The organism is Halolamina pelagica, from assembly GCF_001307315.1.
Lineage (GTDB): Archaea > Halobacteriota > Halobacteria > Halobacteriales > Haloferacaceae > Halolamina > Halolamina pelagica_B.
Map to the genome: position 1 here is coordinate 539,563 of NZ_LGUC01000001.1, position 20,976 is coordinate 560,538.

20 protein-coding genes and 4 pseudogenes are annotated in these 20,976 nt (G+C 69.7%); 11 read left to right on the forward strand and 13 right to left on the reverse strand.

Translation table 11 applies throughout. The features are described from left to right. Positions 1 to 23 precede the first annotated feature (23 nt). Positions 24 to 230 (forward strand): DUF7472 family protein, encoded by a 207-nt coding sequence (locus SY89_RS02860; protein ID WP_054583073.1) that lies wholly within the window; start codon positions 24 to 26, stop codon positions 228 to 230. On the opposite strand, the gene SY89_RS02865 is transcribed toward SY89_RS02860, so the two are convergent. Next, a complete protein-coding gene (locus SY89_RS02865) occupies positions 221 to 1,360 on the reverse strand; it encodes a hypothetical protein (RefSeq protein WP_054583074.1) in 1,140 nt (379 codons plus the stop codon). The genes SY89_RS02860 and SY89_RS02865 overlap by 10 nt on opposite strands. A 206-nt stretch (positions 1,361 to 1,566) precedes the next feature. Then, positions 1,567 to 2,544: a replication factor C small subunit gene (locus tag SY89_RS02870; RefSeq protein WP_054583075.1), complete on the reverse strand. Its 978-nt coding sequence runs from the start codon at positions 2,542 to 2,544 to the stop codon at positions 1,567 to 1,569. Between the two features lie 112 nt (positions 2,545 to 2,656). Between SY89_RS02870 and samp2 the strand changes: the two genes are divergently transcribed. Further along, positions 2,657 to 2,857, forward strand: coding sequence for a ubiquitin-like small modifier protein SAMP2 (samp2, locus tag SY89_RS02875; protein ID WP_054583076.1), 201 nt, complete (start codon positions 2,657 to 2,659; stop codon positions 2,855 to 2,857). Between the two features lie 62 nt (positions 2,858 to 2,919). Continuing rightward, positions 2,920 to 4,011, forward strand: a complete 1,092-nt coding sequence (locus tag SY89_RS17560) for a GNAT family N-acetyltransferase (protein WP_204374411.1) — start codon at positions 2,920 to 2,922, stop codon at positions 4,009 to 4,011. Between the two features lie 4 nt (positions 4,012 to 4,015). On the opposite strand, the pseudogene SY89_RS02885 reads toward SY89_RS17560, so the two are convergent. After that, a pseudogene (locus SY89_RS02885) lies at positions 4,016 to 5,426 on the reverse strand (phosphoglucomutase/phosphomannomutase family protein). Between the two features lie 94 nt (positions 5,427 to 5,520). Between SY89_RS02885 and SY89_RS02890 the strand changes: the two are divergent. Next, positions 5,521 to 6,141, forward strand: a complete 621-nt coding sequence (locus SY89_RS02890; protein ID WP_080506575.1) for an NADPH-dependent FMN reductase — start codon at positions 5,521 to 5,523, stop codon at positions 6,139 to 6,141. Between the two features lie 8 nt (positions 6,142 to 6,149). Here SY89_RS02890 and SY89_RS02895 read toward each other — a convergent pair whose 3' ends face one another. Then, the gene (locus SY89_RS02895; RefSeq protein ID WP_054583077.1) at positions 6,150 to 6,413 is read right to left on the reverse strand and encodes a GIY-YIG nuclease family protein; all 264 of its coding nucleotides are present in this window, start codon (positions 6,411 to 6,413) and stop codon (positions 6,150 to 6,152) included. A gap of 122 nt (positions 6,414 to 6,535) precedes the next feature. After that, positions 6,536 to 6,691, reverse strand: coding sequence for a DUF7563 family protein (locus tag SY89_RS19790; RefSeq protein ID WP_176330522.1), 156 nt, complete (start codon positions 6,689 to 6,691; stop codon positions 6,536 to 6,538). Between the two features lie 313 nt (positions 6,692 to 7,004). On the opposite strand from SY89_RS19790, the gene SY89_RS02900 reads away from it, so the two are divergent. Further along, positions 7,005 to 7,172, forward strand: a complete 168-nt coding sequence (locus tag SY89_RS02900; protein WP_049981520.1) for a DNA-binding protein — start codon at positions 7,005 to 7,007, stop codon at positions 7,170 to 7,172. Positions 7,173 to 7,250: 78 nt separating this feature from the next. Here SY89_RS02900 and rpiA read toward each other — a convergent pair whose 3' ends face one another. The 5 genes and pseudogenes from rpiA to SY89_RS02925 all read right to left on the reverse strand — a co-directional run bounded on the left by rpiA (position 7,251) and on the right by SY89_RS02925 (position 11,934). After that, positions 7,251 to 7,937, reverse strand: coding sequence for a ribose-5-phosphate isomerase RpiA (gene rpiA / locus SY89_RS02905; RefSeq protein WP_054583078.1), 687 nt, complete (start codon positions 7,935 to 7,937; stop codon positions 7,251 to 7,253). Positions 7,938 to 7,995: 58 nt separating this feature from the next. Further along, positions 7,996 to 8,655: a VOC family protein gene (locus SY89_RS02910; RefSeq protein ID WP_054583079.1), complete on the reverse strand. Its 660-nt coding sequence runs from the start codon at positions 8,653 to 8,655 to the stop codon at positions 7,996 to 7,998. Further along, on the reverse strand, positions 8,655 to 9,782 hold the full coding sequence (locus SY89_RS02915) for an ORC1-type DNA replication protein (protein WP_054583080.1): 1,128 nt from the start codon (positions 9,780 to 9,782) through the stop codon (positions 8,655 to 8,657). The genes SY89_RS02910 and SY89_RS02915 overlap by 1 nt, the downstream gene beginning before the upstream one ends. A gap of 207 nt (positions 9,783 to 9,989) precedes the next feature. Further along, positions 9,990 to 10,984: pseudogene (locus tag SY89_RS02920) on the reverse strand (radical SAM protein). A gap of 86 nt (positions 10,985 to 11,070) precedes the next feature. After that, positions 11,071 to 11,934 (reverse strand): hypothetical protein, encoded by an 864-nt coding sequence (locus tag SY89_RS02925; protein ID WP_054583081.1) that lies wholly within the window; start codon positions 11,932 to 11,934, stop codon positions 11,071 to 11,073. Positions 11,935 to 12,014: 80 nt separating this feature from the next. On the opposite strand from SY89_RS02925, the gene SY89_RS02930 reads away from it, so the two are divergent. Both SY89_RS02930 and SY89_RS02935 read left to right on the forward strand, forming a co-directional pair. Then, on the forward strand, positions 12,015 to 13,316 hold the full coding sequence (locus SY89_RS02930) for a hypothetical protein (protein WP_054583082.1): 1,302 nt from the start codon (positions 12,015 to 12,017) through the stop codon (positions 13,314 to 13,316). Between the two features lie 43 nt (positions 13,317 to 13,359). After that, positions 13,360 to 14,452 (forward strand): annotated as a pseudogene (locus tag SY89_RS02935) (DUF373 family protein). Positions 14,453 to 14,464: 12 nt separating this feature from the next. On the opposite strand, the gene SY89_RS02940 reads toward SY89_RS02935, so the two are convergent. Next, positions 14,465 to 15,307 carry a polyprenyl synthetase family protein gene (locus SY89_RS02940; protein WP_054583083.1) on the reverse strand — a complete coding sequence of 281 codons (843 nt, stop codon included), beginning with the start codon at positions 15,305 to 15,307 and terminating at the stop codon, positions 14,465 to 14,467. 105 nt (positions 15,308 to 15,412) lie between these two features. On the opposite strand from SY89_RS02940, the gene SY89_RS02945 reads away from it, so the two are divergent. Continuing rightward, positions 15,413 to 16,036, forward strand: coding sequence for a methyltransferase domain-containing protein (locus tag SY89_RS02945; protein ID WP_054583084.1), 624 nt, complete (start codon positions 15,413 to 15,415; stop codon positions 16,034 to 16,036). A 17-nt stretch (positions 16,037 to 16,053) separates the two neighbouring features. Here SY89_RS02945 and SY89_RS02950 read toward each other — a convergent pair whose 3' ends face one another. Then, positions 16,054 to 16,575, reverse strand: a complete 522-nt coding sequence (locus SY89_RS02950) for a type IV pilin domain-containing protein (RefSeq protein ID WP_239685497.1) — start codon at positions 16,573 to 16,575, stop codon at positions 16,054 to 16,056. A 43-nt stretch (positions 16,576 to 16,618) separates the two neighbouring features. Next, positions 16,619 to 17,887, reverse strand: coding sequence for a DUF7096 domain-containing protein (locus SY89_RS02955; RefSeq protein WP_054583085.1), 1,269 nt, complete (start codon positions 17,885 to 17,887; stop codon positions 16,619 to 16,621). A gap of 96 nt (positions 17,888 to 17,983) precedes the next feature. On the opposite strand from SY89_RS02955, the gene SY89_RS17035 reads away from it, so the two are divergent. The 3 genes and pseudogenes from SY89_RS17035 to SY89_RS02970 all read left to right on the forward strand — a co-directional run bounded on the left by SY89_RS17035 (position 17,984) and on the right by SY89_RS02970 (position 20,828). Continuing rightward, positions 17,984 to 19,006: a helix-turn-helix transcriptional regulator gene (locus SY89_RS17035; protein WP_054583086.1), complete on the forward strand. Its 1,023-nt coding sequence runs from the start codon at positions 17,984 to 17,986 to the stop codon at positions 19,004 to 19,006. Between the two features lie 75 nt (positions 19,007 to 19,081). Then, positions 19,082 to 19,878, forward strand: a pseudogene (locus tag SY89_RS02965) (electron transfer flavoprotein subunit beta/FixA family protein). Next, the gene (locus SY89_RS02970; protein ID WP_054583087.1) at positions 19,875 to 20,828 is read left to right on the forward strand and encodes an electron transfer flavoprotein subunit alpha/FixB family protein; all 954 of its coding nucleotides are present in this window, start codon (positions 19,875 to 19,877) and stop codon (positions 20,826 to 20,828) included. Before SY89_RS02965 ends, SY89_RS02970 begins: the two are co-directional and overlap by 4 nt. Positions 20,829 to 20,976 lie beyond the last annotated feature (148 nt).

Consider the following 20,976-nt stretch of genomic DNA (forward strand, 5'->3'; position numbering starts at 1 on the left):
GTACTGCCGGGCCACTCCGGAGTATGGATATCGAGGAGGGCATGGCGCGGAAGATCGTGCTCTCGATCGTCGCCGTCGTGCTGTTCATCGTCTCGTTCATCGCCGTCGGCAGCAGCTTCAGCGCCGACGGGGCACTCAACTCGACCGGCGGCCTCGGCCTGCTCGCCGCGCTGGCCGGCTTCATCGTCCTCATGGGGGCGCTCGGCCTCTACTTCGCCAGTCAGGACTGAGCCAGTTCTCGCTCGCGCCAGTCGACGCGTTCCGCCGGATCCGTCTCCTGCAGTCGCTCTCGATACAGCACCAGCGGGTGATCCGCCCGCTCGCGGTGGCCGTTCTGGTTCGTACAGATGCCGTACGCCGACAGCGTCTCACACGACGGCGGCGGATACTGCGCACCGCGGTTCTCGCCCAACCGCTCGACCGCGTAGCGGACGTGCCGGGCGTCGATGGTGGTGTCGGCACAGAACGCCGCCGCCTCGTCCGCGTCGAGGCCGATGGCCGCGAGGAAGGAGAGCAGTGCGAACGACTCGGTGTCGTCTAACTCCTCGCTCTCGGCGCGGGTCAGCAGTTCGTCGATGCACTCCGGGAACAGCGACGGGAGCACGGCGTCGATCTCCCGGACCGCCACGCGCTCGCCCAGCAGGTCCCGGAGCGCCGAGAGCGGCTCGTCGAGCGCCGCCTCCAGCGCCGTCCGTCGGTCGTCACCCAGATCGAACGGGAGCCCCTCCGAGACGCGCCGGCGGACTGCCTCGACGAGCAGCCCCTCGCCGTCGGCGCCGTACAGCTCGCCGCGCCGGATCCGGACCTCGCCGTCGGCGAGTTCGCGGTTGACGAGGCGCCACTCCTCGCCCCAGTCGTCCGTGAGCAGGAGGTACTGTTCGACGCCGACGCGGTACCAGTCACGGTCAGTCGCGCCGGCGCTGCGGTTACGCTCGGCGCCGGCGAGCCGCTCCTCCCGGACCGCCGCTTCCAGCCCGAACTCCCGCAGGATCCGCGGGAGCGACACCGAGGCGTCGGTCGTGCTTCGGAGGCCGTCGTCGTCGCCGGTCACGTCCTCGGCAAAGCGGGCGGCGGCCGTCGCCGCCTCCGCGGTCGCGTACTTCTCGACGGCCTTCTCCTTCGACAGTAGTGAGACGAGCACGCGCGCGACGGGGTAGGAGAGCAGTTCGGCCTCGTCGCTCCAGCGCCCCGGTTCGTCGGGTGCGGTGGTGCCCTCCGTCAGCGCGCGCTCGACGCGCTCGCGGCCGCGCTCGACGGCTGGGTTGCCCGACTCGGCCAGTTCGGGCACCGAGGCGCCCAGCTCCCCGACGGCCTCGCGGGCCGCGTCGAAAAAGGGGTAGCGGGCGTGAATCGGCTGCATACCCCGCCGTTCCGGAGCACGGTGAATAAGCACTTCGAACCCGACCTTTTTCTTCGTCGGGTGCGCCGGCGGCGCACCGCTCCTCGAAAAAGCTCGACCAAAAAGGCCGCTCGCTCGGGCTCCGGGAGAGCTTCGCTCTCCCGTGCTCCCGCTCACTTCGTTCGCGGGAACTCCGCCCTCGCTCGCGGTGGGTGTTCGGTGTCCAGCTACTCCTCGTCGTCCAGCGACAGCGCCGCCAGCAACGCCTCCAACTGCACCTGCTCGTTCGCGCCCTCGGCGATCCGGTAGTCGGCCTCGCCCAGGCGTTCGAGCAGGCGGACGACCGCGCGGTCGTCGAGGTCGAACTCCCACGCCGAGCGGTGGAGCTGGTCGACGATGTCGCCGCCGGCCATTCCCACGTCCGTCAGCAGCATGTCCAGCGTCGCGCGGGCTTTGGGGAAGTCGCCGGCGACGGCGGCGGCGACCATCTCCTCCACTTCTTCGGGCCGGGCGGTGGCCGTGACCGTGTACACCGCCTCTTCGTCGACCACGTCGCCGGTCGTCGCTGCCGCCTGGAGGTTGTTGATCGCGCGGCGCATGTCGCCGTTGGCGGCGTAGACGAGCGCGTCCAGCCCCTCGTCGGTGATCTCGATCCCCTCGGCGGTGGCGATCTCCCGGATCTGTGCGGCGACGGCGTCGTCCGAGAGCGGCGAGTAGCGGAACACCGCACAGCGGGACTGGATCGGGTCGATGATCTTCGAGGAGTAGTTACAGGAGAGAATGAAGCGGGTGTTGTCCGAGAACTGCTCCATCGTGCGGCGGAGCGCGGACTGGGCGTCGCTCGTGAGGGAGTCGGCCTCGTCGAGGAAAATGATGCGATAGTCCTCTCCGCCAAAGGCCGAGCGCGCGAAGTTCTTGATGCGGTCCCGGACCACGTCGATCCCGCGCTCGTCGGAGGCGTTGAGTTCGAGGAAGTTCCCGCGCCAGTCGTCGCCGTAGATCTCGCGGGCGATCGCGGTCGCCGTCGTCGTCTTCCCGACGCCGGCCGGGCCGGTGAAGAGCATGTGCGGGAGCTCGCCGCCCTCGACGTAGCTCTTCACGCGCTCGATGGTCTCCTCCTGTCCGTGGATGTCGTCGAGGGTCTGGGGCCGGTACTTCTCGATCCAGATCTCCCGCCCCGTGGACTCGGCGTCGGCCTCGCTCATACGTAGGAACGGGCGCGGCCGGGGCATAAACGGACCGGACACGGCCGCGATCGCGGACGGTCACCCGGCGCCGAAGGGAACCCTGAAACCCGCGGCCGGCCCACGGCCGTCCATGGAGCTCACCGTCGAACTGGTCGGCGAGGGCGAGCGGACCGTCTCGGTCGCCGACGACGCCGACTACGCCGCGGTCGTGCGGGAACTCGGCTACAGCACCCACGAGGTGACCGTGCTGGTCGGCGGCTCGCCCGTACCGGAGGACGCCCCCGTCGACGCCGACCACGTGCGCGTCCTCCGGCTGATCGCTGGCGGCTGAGGCACACTCCGCCACTCGTGTGCGGGCGTCGCCGTTTTGTACTCCGGGCTCTACGTCCGTCCATGGACCGCGGGTTCGTGCTACCGAACGTCGGGCCGGGGCCCGACCCGCTCTCGTTCTGGGAGCTCGACGCGAGCTTCGCCGTGTTGCTGCTCCACCGCGATTTCTACTGCAGCGAGTGCCGCCAGCAGATCCGCCGCGTGAAGAAACGCTACGACGAGTTCGAGGCCCGCGACGCCGAGGTCGTGTCGGTGCTGCCGGAGGACCGCGAGACGGCGACGGAGTGGCAGAAGCAGTACCACCTCCCGTTCCCGACGCTCGCCGACCCCGACACCGAGCTCGGCGACCGGTTCGACCAGCCGACGCGGTTCGGCCTGCTGGGGAAACTCCACGACGTGATCGGCCGGATGCCCGCGGCGATCGTGCTCGACCTCCGGGGCGACGAACCCGTCGAGAGCTACGCCCACCGGGGCGACTCCCGGACGGACCGCCCGCGGATCGACGAACTGCTGGAGGCGGTCGACCACGCGGCGACGAGCAGCGCCGCCGAGGGGGCCGACTCCCCCGACTCGGTCGAGATCGACCGCGTGGAGCCGACTGCCAGCGCGGACCCGCTCGACGACGGGACTCCGACTGACGATGCACGGACCGACGGGGTGGTCGACGAGGGAGGCTCCGACGCGTCGGATGCCGACGCACAGGCCGACGACGCGCTGAGCCCGCGCGAGGCCGAGCCCAAACCCCAGCGCCCGCTGCGGACGCCCGAGGGCGTCGACCTGCCGGAGGGGGTCGAGCTGCGGCGGGGCGACAGCGACGACGTGGTCGCGGCGATGCGCGTGCTGCAGGGGGCGCTGCTGGACATCGACGGCTCCACCGTGCGGGACGCGGCGCCGGCGGGCGAACTGCTCCTGGCCGAGGAGGGCGACTGGGTCGTCGGCGCGCTGGTGCTGCGGGACGGGCACGTCGAGGGCGTCGCCGTCCGACGCGAGCGCCGCGGGCAGGGGATCGGGTCGGCGCTGGTCGAGGCGGCGGTCCTCGACGAGGGCAGCACCGTCACCGCGGACTTCCGGGCCGGCGTCCGCGGGTTCTGGAAGGATCTGGGGTTCGAGGTCGAACAGGAAGGGAGCCGGTTCTGGGGCGTCCGGACGCCGTAGGCGCTCAGACCAGCGGCGCGACCAGCTCCCGGCCGGCGTCGAGCACCGCTTGGACCCGCGACTCCGTCGACGCCTCGGCGTAGACGCGGAGCTTGGGCTCGGTCCCGGAGGGGCGGACCAGCAGCCACGAGCCGTCCTCACAGAGCAGTTTGAACCCGTCGACGGTGACGGTGCGATCGACCGGCACCCCCGCCACCTCGTCGGGGATCACGTCCTCCAGGTCCTCGAGCACGCGCTGCTTCTCGCTGTCGGGGCAGTCGACGCTGAGCTTGTCGGCGACGATCCCCCGTGGTCCGCCTCCAGTCGGGAGATCCGGTCGTCGTAGGACGCCTCGGCCTCGATCGCGCAGGCGAGCAGCGCCATCAGCACGCCGTCCTTCTCCCGGACGTGGCCGCGGATCGAGAACCCGCCGGACTCCTCGCCGGCCATGAGCGCGTCGTGTTCGCCCATCGCGTCGGCGACCCACTTGAACCCGACCGCGGTCTCGATCACGTCCTCGCCGTGGGCCTCGGCGACCCGGTCGATGAGGAACGTCGTCGAGACCGTGCGGACCGCGGGGCCGGACGCCGTCTCGAGCAGCGCGTCGTACGTCGCCGCGAAGAAGCGGTTCTCGCCGAGGTAGCCGTCGGGCGTCGCGACCGCGATCCGGTCGGCGTCGCCGTCGTTGGCGATCCCGATGTCCGCCTCGCCGTCGACGACGCGGTCGACCAGCGCGTGGAGGTTCGACTCGGCGGGCTCGGGCGCGCCGCCGCCGAACTCGGGGTCCTCGTCACAGCGTAGGCGCTCGACGTCGGCGCCGGCAGCTTCGAGCACCTCGTCGGTCACCCCCCGGCCGGAGCCGTGCATCGCGTCGTAGGCGACGGTGAGCTTCGAGAGGTCGACGCCGCCGTCGTCGGTCGAAAAGCCGTAGGAGGCGACCAGCTCCTCGACCGCCGCCGAGTGCGGGCTGATCAGGTCGCCGCGGGCGACGCGCCCGCGTTCGGCCTCGGGCAGCGCCTCCGGTTCGCGGAGGTTCGCCTCGATGCGGTCGGTGACCTCGGGCATCGCCGGCGCGCCGTCGCCGGGGAAGTACTTGATCCCGTTGTACTCCGGGGGTTGTGGGAGGCGGAGAGGATGACCGCGCCGGCACAGTCGCGGTCGACGACGGTCCAGACCGCGGTAGGGGTCGGCACGTCCCGCTCGGGGAGCAGCACGTCGAACCCGTTGTCGGTCAGCACGTCGGCGACGCTCTCGGCGAAGCCGGGCGAGGAGGGCCGGGCGTCGTACCCCACGACGACGGGGGCGTCGGCGCCCTCCTCGCGGAGGTAGTCGGCGACGCCCTGGGCGACGATGCGGACGCGGTCGTCGGTGAACGTGTCGAGCGTCGCCCGCCAGCCGTCCGTGCCGAACTGGATGGCCTCGGTTGGATCGGTCATGTCCCGGGGTTCGTGGGTGGGAATGAAAAAGGGGACTGTCGCGGCGCTGGCCTGTTCCGACTCGCTTTTCACTCCCTCGGCTATAGCCGGGTTAATGACCCGAGTCGTCGCCGTCAGCGGCAGTCTCCGCGACGGGAGTTACACGAAAGCTGCCCTCCAGTACGCGCTCGACGCCGCCGAACTCGCGGGCGTCGAGACGGAGCTGATCGATCTCGCGGCGGTCGACCTACCGCTGTACGACCCCGACCGCCCGACTGCCGAGGCCGGCGACGCCGAGCAACTCCTCGCCCGGGTTCGCGCCGCCGACGGCGTGCTGCTCGGGGCACCCGTCTACCACAGCTCCTACTCCGCGGCGTTCCGGAACTTCCACGACTACTGTAGCTTCGACGAGTACGAGGAGACCGTCGTCGGCCTGTTGGTCGCCGCCGGCGGCGGCACGATCGCGGACACGCTCACCGACATGCGCACCACCGTCCGCGGGGTCCACGGCTGGACGCTGCCGACGCAGGTGGGGCTGCGCAACGCCAGCAGCCGGTTCGAGGAACGCGACGGGGAGCCCGCCCCGACGAGATCGGGGCCGACGCCGAGTACGCGTTCGTCGACGACGACCTGCGGGCCCGCACCTGCAAGCTCGGCTACCGCGTCGGCACGTACGCGAGGCGGGCCCCGGAGTTCATCGGTATCGACGACGAGCCCGACTGGTAAGGCGGGCTAGCGCGGAGCTCACCCGTCCAGTGTTGGCTGGTCGGACTCCGCGATCAGTCGCTCCTTCTGTGGTCGTGAGAGCTGTTTGATCTCGTGTTCGCGGGACATCGCCGCCGATCTGGTGTCGAAGGACTCGACGTGGACCAGCTCCACGGGGGTTCGCCCGCGAGTGTACTTCGCGCCCTCGCCGGCGTCGTGTTCCGCGACGCGTCGTGCCACGTCGGTCGTGTAGCCCGTGTACAGCGTCTCGTCGGCACAGGCGAGGACGTACACGTAGTGCACGCGGGCACAAACACGGCCGATCGCCTAAGCGGTCCGGTTCGGATCGGCCGAAAGTGAGGATCGGGGGTACCGGCGCGGCCGCGGACCACGCCGGGGAACGCGGTAGTTGGCTATCGATGCCCTCAGTGGGTTTCGGTACGGGTCCGGTCCCGTGCGACTTCCGCGATACCGGCGTTCGCAGCGCACGAGGGGCAGGCGTCGAGCCGACCTTCCTCGTCGGCGAACACGCGGGCGAAGCGCTCGGAGACGTGTGACCCGCAATGGTCACAACGTGACATCAGGTTCACCGGTATCCACCGGTACCGGCACGCGGGGTACGCCACCGACGGGTCAATAGGTTTGTGGGCATTCCTGCCACACAGCATGAAACGAACGACTGCGGCCCCACGCTGTCGGTTTTCTTCAATCGCTATCGGTTGTATCTGTGGTCGATCGCCGACGGCGGCGGTTGCGCGACGGGTGGCCGGGTGGCTACTGTGGCCTTCGGCCTGGAGTCGCCACACGTAAATGTCCCGAAATCGCCGCCTGACGCGCCCCCTTCGGTCGATTTGGGAAATCTTATTAAGAGGCGTCCAGTAGCAGAGGACGCATATGTCCAACCTTATCGTCAAGGCCGCCGTCAAGGAGTACCTCGATGAGAAGAACGTCGCGTCGGACTTCTACGGTGCGCTCGACGAGGAAGTCGAGGAGCTGCTCGAGGACGCCGCCCGCCGTGCCGAGGAGAACGACCGGAAGACGGTCCAGCCGCGCGACCTTTAAATCCGGCTGTAGCAGTTCTCGCTTTTTCCGACCTCGAATCGACCAGCGACGCGGCTCTCGACCGTTCGATCGACCGACTCAGTACCGAGTCACGTCGACGCCGTCGTCGGTGCCGACGTGGAGCTCGTCGACGAGATCGACGAACAGGCCGTGTTCGACGACGCCCGGCGTCGCCGACAGCGTCCGCGCGAGCCCGTGGGGGTCGTCGATCGTGCCGAACTTGCAGTCGAGCACGAGGTTCCCGTTGTCGGTGACGACGGGGCCGTCCTTCCGCTCGGCGGCCCGCAGCGTCGGGTCGCCGCCGGCCGATCGGACGGCGTCGGCGACCGGGGCCCGGGCGTCGGGCAGCACTTCGACTGGAACCGGCTGTGAGAGCCGGTCGGACTCCTTCGTGGGGTCGGCGACGACGACGAACCGCTCGGCGGCGCTGTCGACCAGTTTCTCCCGGGCGTGGGCGGCACCGCCGCCCTTGATCAGTGCGCCGTCGGCCGCGACTTCGTCGGCGCCGTCGATGGCCACGTCCGGGACGGCCTCGTCGAGGCTCGTGAGCGGGATGCCGGCCTCGCGGGCGAGTTCGCGGGACTGGAAGGAGGTGGGGATCCCGCGAACGTCGAGGCCGGCGTCGACGCGCTCGCCAAGTTCGCGGATGGCGTGGGCGGCCGTGCTGCCAGTGCCGAGCCCGACGACGTCGCCGTCGCCGGGGATGTCGGCCGCCGACTCGCCCGCCCGCCGCTTCGCGTCGTCGCCGCCGCCGGTCTGCTTCATGCGCCGTCGTTGGACCGGGGGAGCAAAGGCGCGTCGGCGGCGTCGGGTGGCTCGCGGGTCAGTCGCCGATCCCGACCACGGAGACCGGCCCCTCGGCGAAGGAGAGCGCGCCCGTCCCGCCCTCGGCGACCACCGAGAGCGGCGCGATCTCCGCGCCGCGATCGGTCGGGAACCACTCGCGGCCGGGGGTCGCGAGGACGAACGCGCCCGCCGGCCCGCCGACGTACGCGAACTCCTCCCGCGGATCGCTCTCCAAGCCGAACGCCCGGTCGAGGCGATCGGCGGCCCACGGCACGTCGCTGGTGGTGATCCCGATCTCGCCGACGTCGAGCAGCGAGTCCGGGCCGAAGGGATCGGTCGGCCCCTCCCGCCCGTCGCGGGCGAGGAGTTCGAGCACGTTCCCCGCCGGATCGGTGGCGTAGACGGCCGTGGCGTCGAGGAACTCGTAGCGGAACTGGGTTCGGCCGGCCTCGGCCAACAGCCCGGCTCGGTCGTCCAGCCAGTCGGCGGCCTCGTCGGCGCTGTCCCCCGGCACCGAGAACGCGACGTGGTAGCACGGATCGCCCTGGTCGGCCGCACGGAACTCCAGCGCCGAGCGACCGACGGCGACGACGAACCCATCGGCGGTGTCGCTCACGGGCAGGCCGAGCGCCTCCACGTAGAACTGGCGGAGGGCGTCGGGGTCGGCGGTCGCGAGGGTGACGTGTCGCAGGCGCATCACTCCAGGCGATCCAGTACGGCCTCGGGCTCGTAGGCGAGCGAGAGCGAGCGCGAGCGCCCGCGGCCCTCCACGTCGGCGTACTCGGTCTCGAGCACGCCGAGCTGTTCGAGCTTCTTCACGATCTCGGAGTAGCGGGTGTAGCCGAGGTCGGTCTCCTCGTGGAACACGTCGTACACGTCGCCGGCCTGCTCGCCCCCGTGTTCGGCGACGACACGGACCAGCGCGCGCTCGGAGTCGGTGAGTTCGCGCAGGCTGCGCGCGAGGTGGACGTACTTCGAGCGCTCGTACGCCTCCTCGATGTCGTCCTCGGAGATGGTGCGGGAGCCCCGCATCTCGGCGTTCAGTCCCGCGCGGCGCAGCAGGTCGATCCCGACCCGGAGGTCGCCGCTGTCGGCGGTGAGTTCGGCGACGCGGTCCAGTTCCGGCGCCGAGAGCACCCCCTCGTGGAACCCGCGTTCGACGCGCTCCCGGAGGATGTCGACGATCTCGGGGGCGTCGTACGGCGGGAAGTAGATATCCTCCGGCCGGAACACGCTCTGGACTCGCGAGTCGAGTTCGTCCATCACCGACAGCGAGAGGTCCGAGGAGACGACGACGACGCCGATGCGCGCGCCGGCGTGGGTCTCGTGGGCCCGGAGCAGCGAGTACATCGTGTCCGAGGCCTCGTTCTCGTAGAACAGGTAGTTCACGTCGTCGAGCGCGACGATCAGCACTTCGTCCTCCTCGACGAGCCGGTCGGACACCTGCTCGAACAGCTTCTTGAACGAGACGCCGGAGGAGGGCGGCTCGTAGTCGAACACGCTCTGGAACAGCCGCGAGAACACCGCGTAGCGGGTGGAGTCGACCTGGCAGTTGACGCGGACCGTGCGGACGTTCGGCGCCTCGACGCCGAGCTCGCCGAACAGTTTCTGGACCGCGGTCGTCTTCCCCGTCCCGGGCGGGCCGCGGATCACGGTGTTGAGCGGGCGGGAGCCCCGGACGGCCGGCCGGAGCGCGTACTTCAGGCTCTCCAGTTGGCTCTCGCGGTGTTTGAACGTCTCGGGGACGTAGTCGACCTCGAAGACGGACTCGTCGCGGAACACCGACTCGTCCCAGGAAAGCATGCCGTCGGGGTCCCCGGTCATGGCTGAGTGTGTCGGCGGTGACCACTTAACGGTTTACGAGGAGTGGGTGCGCTGTTGGGACTTTCTGGGGTTTGCAGCCCGACCTTTTGCTGCGGGCCCCCAGAGGGGCCCTGGCAAAAGCTCGACCAAAAGCGCTCCTCGCTCCCGTTGGTCGCTCGCCGGCCCGCGCTCACTCCGTTCGCGCGGTCAGAATTAGTAGCCCAGAAATCAGGCCAGCGGCGTCCGCTCGACCACGGTGCCGTCGTAGTTCGGGTACTGCTCGACGATCTCGCCGTCGTCGACGTCGCCGTCCTCGATCATCTCCTCCAGCAGCCACCACGCCACCTCGACGTGGTCGGACTTCACCGTGTAGTACTCCTCGGGCACGCCGAGCTCCTCGAAGCGCTCCGGATCGGCGTAGCTCTTGCCGTACACCAGCGTCCCGTCGTCGGTCACGTCGTCGAACTCCCGGCGGACGTTGCGGGCCATCCGCTTCAGCCGGCGGCGGTGCTGGGCGGCGTCTTTGAACACCGAGGTGCAGAAGTACACCTTCTCGTGGTCGCCCATCACGTCCAGGATGTCGCCGCGACTGTTCTCGACGGCGGACATGTGGCCCTCCTTGCGCTCGAACCCTTCCTCCTGCATCCGGCGGTAGTTGCCGTCGGACATCTCGAACTCGTTGACGTTGCAAAAGTCGGCGGCGCCCTCGTCGAGGAACTCCAGGAACTCCGGCTCCGGCCGGATTCCCGGGATCTCGAACGCCGGCGTCAGCCCCTCCTCGCGGGCGATGTGGAGGATCTCCTCCCACTCGGTGCCGTGCATGTCGCCCCAGAGCTCCAGCGGCGGGTGGAAGCGGATCTCGTCGAGTCCGGCTTCGGCGAGTCGGCGCATGTTCTCCCGGCCGCCGGTGATGCCGGTGTAGAGGTGGATGTGGTGGTCCTCGCCGAACTCGTCTTTCAGCAGTTCGATGTAGTGGCAGGTGCGCTCGAGCACCTCCTGGGGCTCGCCCCCAGTGATGGAGGAGCCCAGTGCGTCCATCCGTTTGGCCTCGGTGATCACGTCCTCGTCGCTCTCGACGGGCCGTTCGTTGGCGTACACCTGCTCGACGTTCTTCCGGTTCTCGCCGAGGGACAGTAGAAACAGTCCCGCTGGTCACAGTAGCCGTAGACGAACATCACCATCTTGCCGCCCTTGGCGCACTGTTCACAGCCCTTCGAGATCATCAGTTACCAGTGCTACCCAGCCGAGCCCCAAAAACCGCACGATCGGCCGTGTGAGCCGATATCACGCCGTTGAGCCGCCCGGTCGCTCAGCCGTTCCACGCGTACCAGAGCATCGGCCCGGCGAACGCCGCCGAGAGCGTGACAGCGTAGGCTAGCACCACCGCCCCCGCCCCGGCGTCGCCGATCAGCAGCCAGAGCGCGGGCCCCGTCGCGAGCACCCCGAGGCCGAACAGCGCGACGACGGCCCGCTCAGCACGACCGATCGGATCGGCGTTCGGGTCGGCGTCGACGCCGGCATCGAGAGCCTCGCGCACCCGCGTGACCTGCCCGCGTGGAACTGCCAGCACGCGAGGGTTCCGGAAGCCGTCGGCGCCCCGGGCGTAGACGAGCCAGAACACAGTCAAATCGCCGAGATCGATCGACAGGACGCCAGAGAGGGTCGACAGAGCCGCGGTCGAGTACTGGGTCTCCAGCCTGCGGTCGTCGTCGATGACGGCGTCGGTGCTGAGCGTCATCGCGAGCAGGCCCGCCCCGAAACTTAGGACGGCGACTGCCACGACCGCGATCCGTGAGTGCAACGATGCCGCGAGCATCGCCCCGCCACAGAGCACCGACGCCGTGAGCAGGCCACGACGGCTCGGGTGCCAGTCCTCGTGGCCGAACGACGCCTCGGTCTCGTCGCTCAGCATCGCCGCGAGTACCGGCGGCCGGGCAAGCGCGATCACGACGGCCACCCCCAACAGGAGGAGCGGTGTCCACGACCCGTCCCGGACCGCGAAAGCCGCGAACGCGACACCGCCGACGAGGAGTGTGAGCGCGACCGCACCCAGCGGCGCCAGCAGCCCGTAGGCGAGCACGTGGAGCAAGCGGCGGCTGTCGGGCGTGACCTGCCACGCGAGTGATGCCGGCGGATCGTCGTTCGCGGGACCGTCGGCCGAATCGGCGGACATCTGCGCTCCCTTCGAGCGACACCGACAAGAACACGTCGCCGAGGGGAACGGTTTACCGGCGCCGGTCGCACTTGTCGTCCATGGTCCGTCAGCCCTCCACCGACGCGGCCGAGCCGCGGACGCTGAACCGCCGACGCTACCTCGCCATCGCGGGCGCCGCAGGACTCGCAGGAGCGACCGGTCTCGGCGCCGCACGCCCTGCCGACGCCCAACAGGAGACAGCCTCGCCGCCGGGCGTCGCCGCACGCCGCGAGTACGAACAGCTCCGAATTACCGGGACAGCCCCCTCACACGGCGGGGCACGAGTGTTCGTCGGCCGCCGTGGAACCCGTCCTGCACCCGACGACCCGGTTCGGATCGCCGCCGTCGGCCCCGACGGCGAGGCCCGACTCCGAACCGACATCACGCCCGACCTGCCCGATGACGCCCACGCTATCCCGGACGTCGTCCGCACCGAGAATGGCTATGCGGTCGCCGCTGGCCCGTGGCTCGCGCGCCTCGCGCCCGATCTCTCGGTGCTCTCAATCGGGAAAGAGGGGTCGATCCCCGCCACCCAACGGACGACGCTGCTCCCCGTCGACGGCGGGTTCGTCGTCGGCTTCACCGAGTCGCTGCCGGACGCGTTCTGGACGTGGCTGGTCGGGTTCGACGCCGACGGCAGCTACGCGTGGCACCACCGACACAACGTCAACGGCTCGCAGGCACTCGAGTTCCTCCTTCCGGACGGCGACGGCGGCGCGATCACCGGCGGGACGTTCCCGTGGTTGGCGCGGGTCAGTGCGGACGGTGACTTCGAGCCGATCGACCTCCCCGAAGGGCTCCCGTCGGGGGTCCTGCAGACCGGGATCCGCGACGGCGACGGGCTCCTGCTCTGCAGTGGGGACACGACTGCACGGCTCGACGCCGAGTTCGCGCTCGACTGGACCCGGGAGTACGAGTCCGTCGCCGAGCAACAGGCCAGAGAGTTGCAGCCCGACGGGGACGGCTTCGTCGTCAGAACCACCGGGGAGGACGCGCACGACTTCGGACTCGTGAGTATCGACGCCGATGGATCGCTCCGCTGGCGGCAGTCCTACGACGTCGACGACAACCGAAACGTCGACCCGCGAACACTCGCCGCCGCCGGTGACGGGACCTACCTCGTCGCCGGCGGCTACAACGAGGGCGAGGCGGGGTGGACGTTCGCGCTCTCGCAGTCGGTCTCGCCCTCGACACCCACACCGACGGCGACAGGGACGACCACCCCGGCGTCGACGGACACGCCGACTGCGTCACCCACGCCGGCCGGGACGACAACGACTAGCGTGCCCGGGTTCGGTGTCGCTACCGCGTTCCTCGGCCTCGGCGCCTCGCTGGCTGGCCTGTTGGGCCGCGACGAGTGAGGCTCCCGAAAACAGATATGCCCCCACGCCCTACTCGTCCGTGATGCTGTTGGTCCTCGCCGTCGACCTCGACGACGACCTCGGTCGCAAGACCGGGATCTCCACTCCCGTGTTGGGCCGGGAGAACGTCGAGGACGCCGCCACGCAGCTCGCGACTGCCGACCCCGAGGACTCCGACGTGAACGTGCTGTTCCAGGCCATCCACACCCGCGACCAGCTCGAGCGCGGGGGCGAGGAGGTCGCGGTCGCCGCCGTCACCGGGCTCGACGGCAGCGACGTGAAAGCCAACCGCGCGGTCGGCGAGGAGGTCGACACCGTGCTCGCGGCGCTCTCGACCGGCGAGAACGTGCGTGCGATCGTCATCACCGACGGCGCACAGGACGAGTCCGTCCTCCCGGTGATCCGCTCCCGTGTGCCCATCGACGGCCTGCGGCGCGTCGTCGTCCGGCAGGCCCAGGACCTGGAGTCGATCTACTACACGATCAAGCAAGTCCTGGGCGACAAGGAGACCCGCGGCACGCTGCTCGTCCCCTCGGCGTCCTCCTGCTCGTCTACCCGATGGTGCTGATCGCCAACGCGTTCGACGTTGCGGGGGTCTCCGTGCTCGGGGTGCTCTCCGGCGCTCTCGGCCTCTATACGCTGTTCCGTGGGCTGGGGCTGGAGGAGGCCGTCGACGACGCCGCCGAGGAGGCCCGCCAGCTGCTGTACGCCGGTCGGGTGACGCTGATCACCTACGTCGTCGCGATCGCGCTGGTCGCTATCGGTGGCTGGCAGGGGTACCAGGCGGTGACCGCCGACGCGTCGACCCCCCTATCCCTCCCGACCCAGGCCGCCGTGTTCGTCCACGCCGCGGTGAGCTGGGTCGCCGCCGCCGGGGTCACCTCAAGCCTCGGGCAGGTCACCGACGAGTACCTCGACGGCGCGTTCCGCTGGCGCTACCTCAACGCTCCCTTCTACGTGCTCGCGATCAGCGTCGTGCTCCACGCCGTCTCCGGCTTTTTCCTCCCCGGCGAGGGCGCGATGGCGATGACCGATCTCGCAGTGGCGCTGACGGCGGGGACCCTCCTGGGGTGCTGAGCACGCTTACGTTCGCGATCGCGGAGAACCGGTTCCCGGCGACGGCGGAGGCGGCCTGACCGCTCGCGACTCTACCGCTCCCGACTGACGACGTACTCCGCCAACTGTTCGAGGTACTCCCGAGCTTCACCGTTCTCGACGGTCGCCGTCGCCAGCGCGTCGAGCGCGCGGTCGGACTCCGCGGTCGCCCGCCGGTCGGCCTCTTCGGCCGTGAGTTCGGTTACCTGGATCAGCGACGGGCGATCCATCTCCGCGTCCTGTCCGGCGGGCTTGCCCAGATCCGCCGCGTCGCCGGTCGCGTCCAACACGTCGTCGCGCATCTGGAACGCGACGCCGACGCGCTCGGCGTACTCGCCCATCGACTCGACGGTAAAGCCGTCGGCGCCGGCGGCGATCGCGCCGACTTCCGCGGCGGCACGGAACAGCGCGCCCGTCTTCCGGCGGGCGAGCTCCATGTACTCGGCCTCGTTTTCGGGTTCGGCGACCAGCTCTGTCGCCTCGCCCTCGCCGAGTTCGACCATCGCCTCGGCGACGACGGTCATCGCGTGTTCGTTCGCGGAGAACAGCGCGAACGCCTCGCCCAGCAGGCCGTCGCTGGCGACGATGGCCGGCCCGTAGCCGTACTCCGCCCAGGCGCTGGGGGTGCCTCGCCGGAGTTCGGAGCGGTCGATGATGTCGTCGACGACCAGCGAGGCGTTGTGAACCAGTTCGATCCCGACGGCGAAGTCGACGGCGTCCTCGGGATCGCCGCCGGCGGCTTCGCAGGCCAGCAGCGTGACGGCGGGCCGGACGCGCTTCCCGCCCGACAGCGTGACGTGTGACAGGCGCTCGGCCAGCTCAGGGGGCTCCACGGACTCCACCAGCGTCGACAGTCGCTCGTCGACGATGGCGACCCGGCTGTCGAGCGTCTCCATTACCGAAGTATGGGGGCGGAACGCCCAAGTACGTGACGATAGCCACCGATCCCGCCGCTCCGGAAAACCGCAGCATTATGGCCCGCCCGCTCCAAGTCGTGGCCAATGGGATTCTTGGAGGACAAAGCGCGGGCACGCACCTTCTACAAGTACCTCTCGCAGGTGTACGACACGGTGAACCCGCTGGTCTGGAACGAGGAGATGCGCGACGAGGCGCTCTCCCGGACCGGGATCGAACAGGGGGATCGCGTGCTCGACGTGGGCTGTGGCACCGGATTCGGCACTGAGGGGCTGCTCCAGCACACCGACGACGTCCACGGGCTCGACCAGAGCGTCCACCAACTGGAGAAAGCCTGGGCGAAGTTCGGCAAAACCGACCAGGTGAAGTTCTACCGCGGCGACGCCGAACGCCTCCCGTTCGCCGACGACAGCTTCGACCACTACTGGTCCTCCGGGTCGATCGAGTACTGGCCCAACCCCGTCGACGCCATCGAGGAGGCCCGCCGCGTCACGAAGCCCGGCGGTACCGTCCTCATCGTCGGCCCGGACAAGCCCAGCAACAGCCTGTTCCACAAGATCGCCGACGCGATCATGCTGTTCTACGACGCCGACGAGGCCGACCGCATGTTCAGCGAGGCCGGCTTCCCCGAGCGCGAGCACGTCGTGATGCAGGCCAACCCCGGGAGCCCGCGGGCGATCGTCACCATCGCGACCGTCCCCGAGGAGTAGCCTCGCGAGCCCCCTCCTTACCCGTCGACGCGCGTCGAGAGCGACGCGAACCGGTGGTCGCCGTAGAACAGCTCGACCGTCAGCCGCGCGCCCGCCTCGAGCGCGGGGTCGTTCGTCGCTGCAACGCGGAGCGTCGTCGTCTCCCCGACTGCCCACTCGTCGTCGGTCTCGGGGTTGAACGCGCCCCTCGGCCCGCCGTGGAACCCTTCGGCGGCGAAGAACGGCACCGGCGGCTGGTGCGTGAGCGGGTCGCCGTCGATGCTGATCTCGACCCGGAGCGCGTGTACGTCGACGGCGTCGCCGCCCTCGTGAGAGAGCGTGATGCGGTCGCTCTCGGCGCTCACGTCGAACGACGCCGTCGGCGGCGAGCCGCCGAGTGCGGCGGCCTGTCCGAAGAGGACGGTTCCGAGAATGGCGGCGACGGCGACGGTGATCCCGACGAGTAGTACGGCACCGAGCGCCGGCGAGACGGCGCGATCCGAGTCAGTCAGCGCGGTTGGGACGGCTGCGGGCGACGCGGTCGAATCGCGGGGGAGCACGACGGGGCTGGTCGCGCTCTCCTACTTCAACGCTCGCCCGCCCTCAGCGCTCGAGCTCCGGCGGCGCGGTCGCGTTCGTCTCGACGTAGGCCGCAGTCGCCTCGTTGCCCACCGCGAGAACGGTGTAGCTGCCTCGCGGCGAGACTGTCCAGACCGTGCCGTCGTCGCCAGTTCGGCCGACCGACGTTCGCTCGGCCTGGCCCTGGCTCAGCGTGACGGCGAGATCGACCGGCTCGCCCGACTCGGCGTCGGTGACGCTGATACGGAGCGGCCCGCCGGGGTAGGTGCGGTTGACCGTGACGTTGATCCCGTTGATCGTGTTCGACGCGATCGAGCCCGACCGGTACTGCTCGAGCGAGAAGCGCTGGTACTCCTTGAACACGCGCTCGGAGCCGCTGTCGACGAACGCGGTCAGCGACCGGTTGCCCCCAGTGAGCGTGACGATGTTGGTCGTCCCGGATGTCGTCGCCGACGGGTCGCCGTACCGGAAGATATCGGGGTAGCTCTCGCGGGTCACGTTGACCGCCTCGTTGGGCTCCATCGTCGCGCTGTCGTCGTCCGACTTGACGGCACCGCGATACGCCTCGCGGTGGTAGTGACCGTCGTCGACGGTCGCCAGTTCGTAGCCTTCGGGGCCGGTGGTGACGAAGAACTGCGCCGGCTCGTCGACACCCCGGATCGCGTCGGCAGCGCGCTCACGGACGGGGCCGCCGAACGTGCGGAGCTCGTACCGGATCTCGGTCGGCCGGGAGAGGCTGAACCCGTCAATCTCGTCGGCGAGCGCGGTGAGTTTGACCATCCGGGCCTCGAGCGCGTCGGCCTTCGCCGAGATGGTCGCCAGTTCGATCACGAACTCCTCGGGGGTCAGTTCGCCGGCGTTGAACGCGCGGATGGCGGCCTCCTGTCTGTCGCGCAGCGTGATGATCTCGGTTTCGACGGTCGAGGATGCCTGGATGATGCGGCGACTGCGTTCGCTCTCGCCGTCGGCGGCGTGGATGAACTCCACCACTGCGGCGGTCTCGACCTCGACAGCGGTGACGTTGCCGTTGAACTCCGCCGCCGGGCCCAGGTTCAACGTCGCGCGGTCGACGTCGCTCCGCTGGACGGCGCCGTCGGGTACGACGAGCACCCGGGTCTGGTTGCTGCGGTTGAACGATTCCTCTACCTGCGCGGGGGTGGTCTGGGTGACGGTGTCGCGGGTCTGGAGACTGTCCGCCGGCACCGTATCGGGGGCGCCGGCGGCGCCGATACCCGCCGGTACGGCGAGCGCCAGGGAGAGGGCGACTGCGGCGATGATCGCGAGGGACCTCATCAGCGAAACCTATCGCGGCCTCTCCCTTAAAACTCGCCGGAGCGCATCGCAGGGGTGATAGAAAGCGTTTTGCCCGGGCGCTGTCACGCTGGGGACATGCGGTACGTCGTCGTTGCCCTCCTGTTAGTCTGCGCGCTCTCGGGCTCAGCGGTGGCCCAGGAGTCGCCAAACGTCGCCACAGCGACGACGACGTTCGACGTCGACCTCCAGCCCGACGGCGACGCGGCCTGGACGGTCCGGACGACGATCCCGTTCGACACCGACGACGAGCGGGCCGGATTCCGATCGTACGCCGAGGAGTTCGAGGCCGGCGAGGCGTCGGGCTCACCCGGAATCGCGTTCTTCGAGTCGGCCGCGGCGGCGGCGTCGACGGCCGCCGACCGGGAGATGGCGATCACGGGCGTCGAGCGCAAGTACACCGTCGGGAACAGCTCCGGCACCCTGGTGCTTCAGTTCCGGTGGACGAACTTCCTCGAACCCACTGGGGACGGCTACAAGCTCAGCGACGCGTTGCTAACGGAGGACGGGACGTGGCTCCGGTCGCTCCAGTCCGGACAGGAGATCCGGATCCGAACGCCGCCGGGCTACGATATCCAGCGCAGTATCGAGGCCCGACAGGAAAACGACTCGCTGGTCGTCACCGGCCCCGAGTCGTTCGATCCGGAGGAGTTCTCGGTCGTGTACGCCGCCGAGAGCACCCCGACGCAGTCGCCCACCGAGCCTGACGAGGGGATCGACGTACTCGCCGCGGCGCTGCTCGGCCTGCTGTTCCTGGTCGTGCTCGTGTTGGCGGTCTGGCGCTGGCGTGGCGGCGAGCCGATCGCCACGGAGAACGGCGACGGCCCACCGTCGTCGACGGACGCCTCGGCGCCCGAGCCGAGCGAGCCGGACGAGGAAGACGCCCACGTCGACCCCGAACTCCTCTCTGACGAGGAGCGCGTCGAGACGCTGCTCGAGAGCAACGGCGGCCGGATGCGGCAGGCCGACATCGTCTCGGAGACCGACTGGTCGGACGCGAAAGTGTCACAGCTGCTGTCTCGGATGGCCGACGAGGGGCGGGTCGAGAAGCTCCGGCTGGGCCGGGAGAACGTCATCTCCCTCCCCGACGACGAGGAGTAAGTTGCCCCGTCGGTGGGTCATCCGCGTGAGGGCATAGCGAAAGGATTTACCCCCAGCCACGGGAATTTCGTGCCGATGAAGGTTCTGGTAACCGTCAAGGAGGTGGCTGCCGTCGAGGACGACTTCGAGATCGACGGACTGTCCATCGACGATCGGTACCTCGAGTACGACCTCAACGAGTGGGACGACTACGCCGTCGAGGCGGCCGTCCAGATCGCCGAGTCGGCCGACGAGGACGTGGAAGTCGTCGCCGCCACCATCGGTCCGGAGCGCAGCGAGGAGACGATCCGGATGGCGCTGGCGAAAGGCGCCGACCGCGCGGTCCGTGTCTGGGACGACGCCATCGCCGAGCAGACACTGCTCGACGTGGACGCGAAGGCGAGCGTGTTCGAGCAGGTGGTGGCCGAGGAGGAGCCCGACCTGGTGCTGACGGGCGTCCAGGCCGCCGACGACGCCTTCGGCGCGACCGGCGTCGCGCTGGCCAACCGCGTCGGCTACCAGTGGGCGGCGGTCGTCAACGACCTCGACTACGCGGCCGGCGACGACGTTGCCACGGTTCGACGCGAACTGGAGGGGGCATCGAGGAGATCACCGAGGTCGATCTCCCGGCCGTGCTCTCGATCCAGACCGGTATCAACGAGCCCCGCTACGCCAGTCTCCGCGGGATCCGACAGGCCCAGCAGAAGGAGATCGCTCCGCACGATCTGGGGGATCTGGGGCTCGACGCCGAGACCGTCGACGGCGCGCTCGAACTGGTCGACATGTACGAACCCGAGAGCGAGTCCGACGCGACGATCTTCGAGGGCGGCGCCGAGGACACCGCCGCGGAGTTGGCTAGCGTGCTGCGGGACAAGGGGGTGGTCGGCGAATGAGCGACGTTCTGTTCGTCGCGGAACACCGCCGCGGCGACCTGCGTGACGTGAGCTACGAGGGGATCTCCGCCGGCCGCGAGCTCGCGGACGCCCTCGGCGGCGACCTCCACGTCGCCGTCGTCTCCGGCCCCGTCGACCGGTTCGCGGAGTCGCTGAACACGCCCGAGGTCGACGCGATCCACACCGTCGACGCGGGCGAGGAGTTCGACCACGACACGTACGCGGCCGCGACCGAGGCGCTCCACGCCGAGCTCGACCCGGCCGCGCTGCTGCTTCCGAACTCGGTCAACGGGCTCGACTACGCCCCCGCCGTCGCCGACTCGCTGGGGCTGCCCTACGCGAGCGACGCCGTCGACATCGCGTACGACGACGGGCTGACCGTCACGCGCGAGATGTACGGCTCGAAGGTCGAGACCACCGTCGACGTGGCGGGCGACCAGTTCGTGATCAGCATCCGGAGCGGCGAGTGGGCGGCCGCCGACGGCGCCGGCGACGCGACGGTGTCGGCGTTCGAGTTCGACGCCGACTCGGTCGACGACGGCGCCCGCGTACAGGGGTTCGAGGAGGTGGGAAGCGGCGACGTGGATATCAGCGAGGCCGACTTCCTCGTCTCCATCGGCCGCGGGATCGAGGAGGAGGAGAACCTCGACCTGATCCGCGACCTGTGTGACGCCACAGGTGCGACGCTGTCCTCGTCGCGACCGATCGTCGACAACGGCTGGCTGCCGAAGAACCGGCAGGTGGGCCAGTCCGGGAAGCAGGTGACGCCGGACGTGTATCTCGCGATCGGGATCTCCGGCGCGGTCCAGCACGTCGCCGGGATGAAGGGCGCGGAGACGATCATCGCGATCAACACCGACCCGAACGCACCGATCTTCGACATCGCGGACTACGGCATCGTCGGCGACCTGTTCGACGTGGTGCCGGCGCTGATCGAGGAGTTCAACTAGAACCTTTTGCTGCGGGCCCCCAGAGGGGCCCTGGCAAAAGCTTCACCAAAAGCTTCCTCGCTCCCTACGGTCGCTCGTCAGCCCGCTCGCTCGGGCTTTGCCCTCGCTCGCGGTGACTGATCGGCGGCGACTGCCCCGGCCACGGGGA

Bases quoted from the DNA above. Each gene is read 5' to 3' on its own strand.
- SY89_RS02860 (WP_054583073.1), top strand. From the start codon at position 24: ATGGATATCGAGGAGGGCATGGCGCGGAAGATCGTGCTCTCGATCGTC.
- SY89_RS02865 (WP_054583074.1), bottom strand. From the start codon at position 1,360: ATGCAGCCGATTCACGCCCGCTACCCCTTTTTCGACGCGGCCCGCGAG.
- SY89_RS02870 (WP_054583075.1), bottom strand. From the start codon at position 2,544: ATGAGCGAGGCCGACGCCGAGTCCACGGGGCGGGAGATCTGGATCGAG.
- samp2 (WP_054583076.1), top strand. From the start codon at position 2,657: ATGGAGCTCACCGTCGAACTGGTCGGCGAGGGCGAGCGGACCGTCTCG.
- SY89_RS17560 (WP_204374411.1), top strand. From the start codon at position 2,920: ATGGACCGCGGGTTCGTGCTACCGAACGTCGGGCCGGGGCCCGACCCG.
- SY89_RS02890 (WP_080506575.1), top strand. From the start codon at position 5,521: ATGACCCGAGTCGTCGCCGTCAGCGGCAGTCTCCGCGACGGGAGTTAC.
- SY89_RS19790 (WP_176330522.1), bottom strand. From the start codon at position 6,691: ATGTCACGTTGTGACCATTGCGGGTCACACGTCTCCGAGCGCTTCGCC.
- SY89_RS02900 (WP_049981520.1), top strand. From the start codon at position 7,005: ATGTCCAACCTTATCGTCAAGGCCGCCGTCAAGGAGTACCTCGATGAG.
- rpiA (WP_054583078.1), bottom strand. From the start codon at position 7,937: ATGAAGCAGACCGGCGGCGGCGACGACGCGAAGCGGCGGGCGGGCGAG.
- SY89_RS02910 (WP_054583079.1), bottom strand. From the start codon at position 8,655: ATGCGCCTGCGACACGTCACCCTCGCGACCGCCGACCCCGACGCCCTC.
- SY89_RS02915 (WP_054583080.1), bottom strand. From the start codon at position 9,782: ATGACCGGGGACCCCGACGGCATGCTTTCCTGGGACGAGTCGGTGTTC.
- SY89_RS02925 (WP_054583081.1), bottom strand. From the start codon at position 11,934: ATGTCCGCCGATTCGGCCGACGGTCCCGCGAACGACGATCCGCCGGCA.
- SY89_RS02930 (WP_054583082.1), top strand. From the start codon at position 12,015: ATGGTCCGTCAGCCCTCCACCGACGCGGCCGAGCCGCGGACGCTGAAC.
- SY89_RS02940 (WP_054583083.1), bottom strand. From the start codon at position 15,307: ATGGAGACGCTCGACAGCCGGGTCGCCATCGTCGACGAGCGACTGTCG.
- SY89_RS02945 (WP_054583084.1), top strand. From the start codon at position 15,413: ATGGGATTCTTGGAGGACAAAGCGCGGGCACGCACCTTCTACAAGTAC.
- SY89_RS02955 (WP_054583085.1), bottom strand. From the start codon at position 17,887: ATGAGGTCCCTCGCGATCATCGCCGCAGTCGCCCTCTCCCTGGCGCTC.
- SY89_RS17035 (WP_054583086.1), top strand. From the start codon at position 17,984: ATGCGGTACGTCGTCGTTGCCCTCCTGTTAGTCTGCGCGCTCTCGGGC.
- SY89_RS02970 (WP_054583087.1), top strand. From the start codon at position 19,875: ATGAGCGACGTTCTGTTCGTCGCGGAACACCGCCGCGGCGACCTGCGT.